Genomic DNA, 5177 nt, shown 5'->3' with positions numbered 1-5177 from the left:
GGGCGCGCCGAGGATATTGGCAATGGTCATGCCCGCAAAAACGCGCCCCACAGCCCGCCCCCGATAGCCACGCTCAACCAGCCCCGCCGCAACCAGAGCCGACACCCCCATAAAGGAGCCATGCGGCAGACCGGTAATAAAGCGGGCAACCTCCAGCATATGCAAAGAGGTCGCAAAGGTGCTCAGGCAGTTTGTTACGGCAAACCACGCCATGAGCACCACCATCAGGGAACGGCGAGAAAACCCGGCCCCCACCACAGACACCAGAGGTGCCCCAACCACCACACCCAGCGCATAAGCGGAAATCGCCCCGCCAGCCTGTGGCACCGTAACATGCAGACTGTCCGCCATCTGAGGCAAAAGCCCCATCGCTGCGAACTCGCCGGTTCCGATTGCAAATGTCCCCACCGCAAAAGCGAGAATGGCTTTTGAGGCCGCCTGAAGGCCTCCGTCGTTCCCGCCTGACATCTCTACTCTCACTCCTCAACGTCCAAATTTTTCTGAATAGTCTCAATCGGAACATTTCATTACAGAACGTATAAAAATATGTACTGTCCCGTGTCACCAAAATCCAGATCAGCCGTTACGTAGTCCTTCTCATTTCTGAAAGATCTCTCTTCCATGACGTCCGCCTCAGTCTCTCCTCCTGATTGTAACACTCCCTCGGCGCAAACTGAGGGCGATCAGGGTTCAACTCAGCCTCCCGCCTGCCCCCTGACTGATGACAATACGGATAACAGCGCCGGATGGCTGGGCAGCATTACCCATATTCTGCGCCTCACACTGGGCCTGACCGTTATTGGGCTGATGGTGTGGCTGCTGGGAGATGTGCTGACCATTCTGTTTGCGGCAACCCTGTTTGCGGTTGTGCTGCATGGGCTTTCCAAAATTCTGGTTAAACACCTGCGCCTGCCCTACGGCTGGTCCCTCACAGCGGTCGTCGCCGCGCTGATAGCGGCGGTTGGGTTGCTGATCTGGGGCAGTGGTCCCGCAATTGTTAGCGAGGCCGCAAAACTGCAGGACGCCCTGCGCCAGCAGGAAGCCTCTCTGCGCGCAACCTTGCAGACTAGCCCGACCGGCCAGATGATCCTGAATTATCTGCCAGCCTCCCTCGGCGGCAATCAGGGTGGCAGCGGCAGCAGCCTTGCCTCGCTCGGGTCCCGCATTGCAGGCTCCATGACCGGCATCCTCGGCTCCGCCTTTGGCGCGGCAGGCACGATTGTGGTGATCCTGATTGCCGGACTGTATTTCGCCATGGACCCGGGTCTGTATGCCAACGGCGCACTGCGGCTGGTGCCTGTCGGCCAGCGGCCCAGAGCCCGGACGCTGATGCTCCACGCCAGCCAGACCCTGTGGGCCTGGGTGGCCGGACAGTCTCTGGACATGCTGGTGGTGGGTGTTCTCTCCGGCGTTGGCCTCTGGTTTATTGGCGTGCCGCTGGCTCTGGCGCTGGGTGTGCTGGCAGGGCTGTGTAACTTCATCCCCTATATCGGCGCGATTATGGGCGCTGTGCCGGCCCTGCTTCTGGCTCTGTCTCTGGGCACGCGGGAAACCATCATGGTGGCCGTGCTTTACAGCGTCATTCAGTTTTTTGAAGGCAACGTGCTGGCTCCTGTCATTCAGCGCCATGCCGTGCAGATGCCGCCCGCCATCACCGTACTGTCTCAGACCCTGTTTGGCGCCATTCTGGGCTTCCCCGGCCTGATTTTCGCCTCCCCTTTAACGGCAGCGCTCCTCTCCATTTTCGACGGACTGACGCCCCCCCTCTCAGATGACGAACGCGTATAAAAACTCCCTCGTGACAAACCGGTAGGAACACCGTAAGAATTTGGTAATCACTTCCGGAGTCTGGGTCCCGAAATGCGCATTCTTCTTGTTGAAGACGACCAAACAGTCAGAACTTTCATTGCTAAAGGCCTGTCCGAATCCGGGCATCTGGTTGAGCAGGCTGAAAACGGCAAGGATGGTTTGTCACTCGCCACCAACGAGAATTTCGACATCATCATTCTGGACAGGATGCTTCCTGGCGGGGTGGACGGCATTCATATTCTCGAAACGCTGCGGCGGCAGAACAACGTCACCCCTGTTCTGCTGCTGTCCGCTCTGGCGGAAGTGGACGAGAAGGTTGCTGGCCTGAAGGCTGGTGGCGATGATTACGTCACCAAGCCTTTCTCTTTCAGTGAACTCCAGGCACGTCTTGAAGCCCTCGTCCGGCGCAACCGGAACGAGGCCCAGCCGCAGACGCGCCTGATGGTCGGGGATCTGGAAATTGATCTGCTCGCCCGTGGCGTCAAACGCGCTGGCCAGAAGATTGACCTCCAGCCGCGTGAATTCAGACTGCTGGAATTCCTGATGCGCCATGCCGGGCAGGTCGTTACCCGCACTATGCTGCTGGAAGGCGTGTGGGATTATCACTTTGACCCGCAGACCAATGTGATTGACGTGCACGTCTCTCGCCTGCGCCAGAAAATTGATAAACCCTTTGGCCGTCCGCTGGTCCACACCATCCGGAACGCGGGGTATATGCTGCAGGAATGAGCAAACCCGCAGCCTTTGCGCCCGCCAGCCGACAGTCAGGCCTTTTAGGCCTGCGCTCCGTCAGCTTACGGTTTGCACTGGTTTACGGTACGCTTTTTGTCTGCTCCGCCGTGCTGTTTCTCTCCTTTATCTGGTGGGGAACAGTTGGCCTGCTTGAACACCGGGTTGAGCAGGCCATCACGACGGATTCCCGCGCTCTGTTCAACATCTGGTCAGAAGGCGGCCCCACTGGCCTGACCATGATTATTGATGACAGACTGGAACAGGACATTGATGACAATGCCCTGTATCTGCTCGTCAACAAAGACAACAAATGGGTTGCCGGTAATCTGGCGGAATGGCCGAGGCAGATTACCATCAACGATCACTGGTTCACCATGCCAGTCAAACGTTCCTATACAGAGGATATGGCCAAGGTCCGGGCGTATGCCCTGCCCAATGGCTATCGCCTGCTCATAGGGCGGGACATCAGCGGCCGCACGCTGCTGCGCAAGATCGTGACCGACACACTCCTGTGGGCGTGCGTTATGGTCACCCTTCTGGCCATTGGCGGAGGCTGGCTGGTCCGCCGCCTGTTCCGCCACGTCATCCACTCCATCAGCCGCACCACGCAGGCCATTACCCATGGAGACATGTCACGCCGCATGCCCGTGCAGGGCTCGGATGATGAGCTGGATGAAATCGCCATCACCATTAACGAAATGCTGGAGCGCATCAGCCGCCTGATGGACGGTGTTCGTCAGGTGTCCAATGCCATTGCGCATGACCTGCGCACGCCTATCACCCGTGCCCGCACACAGCTGGAAGATGCGGCCCTGCACGCTAAAAATGAGGACGAACTCCGGGCTGCCATTGAACAGGCTGTTGGCAATCTGGACAATGTGACATCCATTTGTGAAGCCCTGCTGCGTATTGCCCAGATTGAATCCGGCGCGCGCCGCTCTGCCTTTGTCCTGTTTGACCTGATCCCGGCCCTTCAGGATGTGTGCGAACTGTATGAAGCCGTGGCGGAAGAACACGGGCTACGCTTTGTGCAGCACTTGCCAGACCATCTGCCCTTTTTTGGGGACCGGGCCATGTTCCAGCAGGCCGTGGCTAATCTGCTGGATAACGCCATCAAATTTTCGCCCCCTCACGGCACCATCACTCTTTCCGCAAAAGTTCTCTCCACTGCGCGGCGCACAGACGGTAGCCGTGGCAAGCGGCTCAGGCTGAGTGTGACGGATGAAGGCATTGGAATGAGCGAGGCCGATATGGCCCGCGCCTCTGAGCGGTTTTTCCGGGCGGAACAGGCCAGAAACACCCCCGGCTCCGGCCTTGGCCTGTCACTGGTGCAGGCTATTGTGCAGTTGCATGATGGGAAATTACAGCTCGCCTCCAACACACCCGGACTGATAACCCGCATTGAAATTCCGCTCCCCGATGCGGAAACCGTGCCGGCACAATCCCGTGCTGCACACCCTTAATTCATGCACATTTGATATAAATACGTCCTTACAACCGCATCTTTGCCTTGAAAAAGACACCTGTCTCCTTAAAAATTTTTACAAATGAGACGATCCTTGCCTCTTGCCCTGGTGCTGACGTTAGGAAGTATCGCGACAACAGCCATTTCCACCCGGCTTCCAGCACAAGCGGTTCTCACATCATCACCCCCGGTTGAGGGGCGACGCATCATGCCTGCACTGCCATCACCCAAACCTGTGGTGATTACGTCAGACAGCGTTGCCTTTTGCTTGAGGCTGTCTCGTGTCATTGAAAGTTATCATAATGGTGCGCTCCCCCGTGCGGTCAGTCAGCTGCGGGAAGAAGGGACCGACCTTTGCCGTCACGGACTGGTCCGCCCCGGACTTATCCGGCTGCGGCGCGCCATCGTCAGTCTGAAAAGGACAACGCCTTAATGCGCCTCTCATCCCGCATCACCAGCCTGAGTGCTCTCGCCCTCGCTCTGACCGCCGTTACCCCGGCGCTGGCTTTTGCTCAGAGTAAACCGGAAGACAGTTATACCCGTCTGGAAGTCAGCGGTTCCGGCTCCATCAAGGCCGCACCAGACCAGCTTATTGCCCGCTTCCGTGCGGAAAGCCGCGATAAAACAGCCGCCGCAGCCCAGAAGGCCGTGAATACGCTGGTCCATAACGCGGTTGAGCAGTCTGCCAGGACAGCCGGGGTCAAAGCCGCCGTGCTGCAATATTCCGTTTCGGAAAATCGACCGGACAAAGCCCCAGCCTCATGGACCGCCTCGCAGGCATTGACCTTTACTGCGCCCGATGGCTCAGGCCTGCTGCCGCTCACAGGTGCCCTGCAGGGTGAAGGGCTGATGCTGGAAGACCTGTCCTGGTCACTCTCCCCGGAGAACCAGAAGAAACTGATGCTGGAAGCTGAGAAAAACGCTGTGGAGGATCTGAAAAAGCAGGCTGACACGCTGGCGGCCTCTCTTGGCCTGCATGTGGTGCGCTTTGCCACCGTTTCCATGTCCAACGGCGGATTCCCGCGCCCAGTCATGATGATGGCTATGGCCGCACGTGGGCCTGCAGACAGTGCCCCTCCGCCGTCCAGCACCGCAGAAGTTCAGACCGTGCGGGCCACCGCCAACGCTACGGTGCTGCTGGCGCCGTAACGCTAAGGCTAAGGCTAAGGCT

Annotated in this window: 6 protein-coding genes; 5 read left to right on the top strand and 1 reads right to left on the bottom strand. The window is 58.5% G+C overall.

Features of this window, described 5'->3' with window-relative positions; all coding sequences use genetic code 11:
• Positions 1-468, bottom strand: a 468-nt coding sequence (locus tag AD930_RS00165; RefSeq protein WP_156476772.1) for an MFS transporter, incomplete at its 3' end; no start/stop codon positions are given.
• A 153-nt stretch (positions 469-621) separates the two neighbouring features.
• Here AD930_RS00165 and AD930_RS00160 point away from each other — a divergent pair.
• The 5 genes from AD930_RS00160 (at position 622) to AD930_RS00140 (ending at position 5155) form a co-directional block, all read left to right on the top strand.
• Positions 622-1788 (top strand): AI-2E family transporter, encoded by a 1167-nt coding sequence (locus AD930_RS00160; protein ID WP_061504682.1) that lies wholly within the window; start codon positions 622-624, stop codon positions 1786-1788.
• A 72-nt stretch (positions 1789-1860) separates the two neighbouring features.
• Positions 1861-2538: a response regulator transcription factor gene (locus AD930_RS00155; protein ID WP_043553589.1), complete on the top strand. Its 678-nt coding sequence runs from the start codon at positions 1861-1863 to the stop codon at positions 2536-2538.
• Positions 2535-4004, top strand: a complete 1470-nt coding sequence (locus AD930_RS00150; protein WP_061504681.1) for a HAMP domain-containing sensor histidine kinase — start codon at positions 2535-2537, stop codon at positions 4002-4004. The genes AD930_RS00155 and AD930_RS00150 overlap by 4 nt, the downstream gene beginning before the upstream one ends.
• Positions 4005-4100: 96 nt before the next feature.
• Entirely contained in the window at positions 4101-4439 is a 339-nt protein-coding gene (locus tag AD930_RS17570; RefSeq protein ID WP_156476771.1) for a hypothetical protein, read from the top strand.
• The gene (locus tag AD930_RS00140; RefSeq protein ID WP_061504679.1) at positions 4439-5155 is read left to right on the top strand and encodes an SIMPL domain-containing protein; all 717 of its coding nucleotides are present in this window, start codon (positions 4439-4441) and stop codon (positions 5153-5155) included. Before AD930_RS17570 ends, AD930_RS00140 begins: the two co-directional genes overlap by 1 nt.
• Positions 5156-5177: the final 22 nt, after the last annotated feature.

Origin of the sequence: Acetobacter malorum, assembly GCF_001580615.1 — a bacterium.
In the GTDB taxonomy this organism is placed as follows: domain Bacteria; phylum Pseudomonadota; class Alphaproteobacteria; order Acetobacterales; family Acetobacteraceae; genus Acetobacter; species Acetobacter malorum.
Note: the sequence above shows the minus strand (reverse complement) of the source record. Positions and strands in the feature narration are given on the sequence as shown.